Source organism: Anaeromyxobacter sp. SG64, assembly GCF_022690745.1.
Classification (GTDB): domain Bacteria; phylum Myxococcota; class Myxococcia; order Myxococcales; family Anaeromyxobacteraceae; genus Anaeromyxobacter; species Anaeromyxobacter soli.
Genome location: NZ_JALCZB010000183.1, coordinates 1 through 2,534 on the forward strand (window position 1 = coordinate 1; position 2,534 = coordinate 2,534).

2 protein-coding genes are annotated in these 2,534 nt (G+C 70.3%); both read right to left on the reverse strand.

Annotation, left to right across the window (positions count from 1 at the left end; genetic code table 11):
• Positions 1–388: 388 nt before the first annotated feature.
• Complete coding sequence (gene cglE, locus MNZ29_RS23905; RefSeq protein WP_242340876.1) at positions 389–1,006, reverse strand: adventurous gliding motility protein CglE; 618 nt, start codon at positions 1,004–1,006, stop codon at positions 389–391.
• 10 nt (positions 1,007–1,016) lie between these two features.
• The coding region (locus tag MNZ29_RS24740; protein ID WP_277957395.1) for an AgmX/PglI C-terminal domain-containing protein at positions 1,017–2,534 on the reverse strand (1,518 nt) is incomplete at its 5' end.

Sequence of the window (2,534 nt, forward strand, 5' to 3'; positions counted from 1 at the left end):
CCGCATTCCGTCGTAGGCTTGCTATTCAGTTTTCAAAGACCGAACGAACCCTCCCGATCCGTCTCCGGCTCGGGCCTGACTTGCGCGGTGTCTCGAGGACAATCCGTTCCGTCAGCGAGGGCGGCGTATCTACCATCGGCTCCGGGGCGCGTCAACTGCCTTTCTTCGCGCCGCTTCGCCTCATCGCCGGGACGCCGCCTTACCGCCACCCTCGCGTCCCGCCGGGGGTTCGAGGAGGAGCTACTCCGCCTCGAACCGCGCCGCGCGCTGCATCTCGTCGCGGCGGGCGAGCATGTAACACGGGTCTTTCCGCAGATCCATCCCGCACTCGAAAAAAAAACGGCGCCGTCTCCGGCGCCGCGTGACCTCTCGAGGAGCGGGTCGCTCGCTAGAACGTATAGCGGACGGTCGGGTAGACCGCGAACCCGCTCGCCTTCGCGGTGGTGGCGTACACGTAGTCCCCCGCGAGCCCCACGGAGAAGTGGCGGAGGCGCGTGAAGTACTCGATCCCCGGTCCTCCGGCGACCACCAGGTCGTCGCTGCCGAAGAGCCCCTCGGGATAGCTGCGGGCGTAGCCCCCGCGGCCGTGCAGGTACACGTAGAACCGCTCGAAGTCGTTCCGGTCCTTCGCGCCGAGCACCGCCACGCGCAGGTCCAGGCCCCCGTTGTAGAGGCTGAACGCGCCGTAATTGTCGTTCGCGCGCTCGTTCCCCCCCTGCCCGTAGAGCGAGACGGAGATCCGCTTGCCGAGGTCCACGCCGACGTTCGCGCCGACGAGCAGGCCCCCGGCCCGCCCGCCGCCCTCGCCCGCGTAAGGGAACTTGGCGCGGTCCGAGGTGGGCGTGTCGAGGAGGCCGAGGTAACCCACCTCGAACCCGATGAAGAAGCCGCGCTCCACGTCGCGGAACCGCGCCGCGCGCGGGTCCTCCTGCAGCGCGGGGGCGGATTCCTGCGCGAGGGCGAGCAGAGGTGCCGCGAGCACCACGGCGAGGACGAGTCGCTTCAAGGCCGTCTTCCTATTCCCCGCCCGACGAGCGGAGGATCCACGGGTAGGTGATCACTGCGATCCCGCCACCCTTGGGCTTCGGGAACTGCCAGCTCGTGATGCGGGACATCATGCACTCGTGGACCTTGGCGTCCTCGAGCGTCGTCGCGCCCCCGTCCACCTGCGGGCTCGCCGCGGACCCGTCGCCATTGATGATCCACTTGATGGAGACCTTGCCCTGCAGCTTGGGGTTGATCGCGAGCTGCTGCTCGTAGCAGTAGCGGATCTGCGCGGAGTGCTCCTGGATGACCTTGCGGATGAGCTCCTTGTCGATGGAGCCCATCACCACCGCGTTGCCCGTCGCGACGTTCACGTCGCGATCGCCCTTCTTGCCGAGGCCGCCGACGCCCGTGCCGTAGCCGGCGTACCCGCCGCCACGCCCCTTCGTGCCGACCGCGCCGATGCCGATGGTCTCACCGGAGCCACCGCCGCCCTTGCCCGAGCCGCGGATGCCGAGCCCGCCGAGCCCGTAGCTGTCGCCGACGACCGGGCCGAACATGTTGCCGACGGCGCCCTTCAGATCGCCGCCGAGGCCGCCCGAGCCGAACACCGTCGAGAGGCCCGCCGAGCCGCCCCGCCCGAGCACGCCGAGCAGGCCGGTGCTCTTCACGATCTCCTTGGCGTTCGGGTCGATGGCCTTCGGGGCCGAGCGGGCGTTGGTCTTCGGGGCGTCCTTCTTGCCCATCTGACCCTCCTCGCCCTTGTGCTTCTCGGCCATCTCGCCCGGATCGCCCTTCTTCTCGCCCTTGGGCGCGTCGAGCTTCTTCTGAGGCTCGGGGGCCTTGATGATGAACTTCGCCATCCGCGAGGGGTTCTTGAACAGGTCGTCCGCCACGACGTCGGTGTCGTAGGGGAAGTTGTTCGCCGCGACCATGAACCCGGCCTGGACGAAGAACAGGACGAGGAAGAGGTTCAGGAACTGGTAGTTGATGCGCTCCCAGAAGGGCGCGCCCTTCACCGGCTCCGGCCGCTTCGGCCGCGCCTCGACCGCGAGCTGCGCGCCGATCTCGGCGCGCACCGCGCCCGCGCGAGGGACCGGGATCCAGTAGGCGCCCTCGACCTTCTCGTCCTGGGCGGCCTTCTTGGCGCGCACCAGCTCGCCGAACGTCTGGGTGCCGGCCCGCTCTTCCAGGACGCCCGTCATGCCGCGCCGGAAGGTGAAGCGGTACTCGCCGTCCTCGAAGCGCAGGACCGGGAAGTCGTCGACCGGGAGCCCCTCGAGCCGGACGTCGCACTTCGGGCTCTCGCCGAGCAGCACCGGCGCCTTCGGCTGCACGAACGTGCCCGCCTCGAGGAGCGTGTCGCCCCACAGGACGCGGAGCTCGACGCCGAGGTCGGTCTCGTGGGAGAGGTCCTCGACCTCGGCCGCGGCGGCGCGGCGCGTGCGCGGGGCGGCGGTCCGCGCGGCCTTCGCGGCCGGCTCCGCCACGGGGCGGGCCGGAGCGGGGGCAGGAGCGGCGCTCTGGGGTGCAGGCTCGGGAGGAGCCGC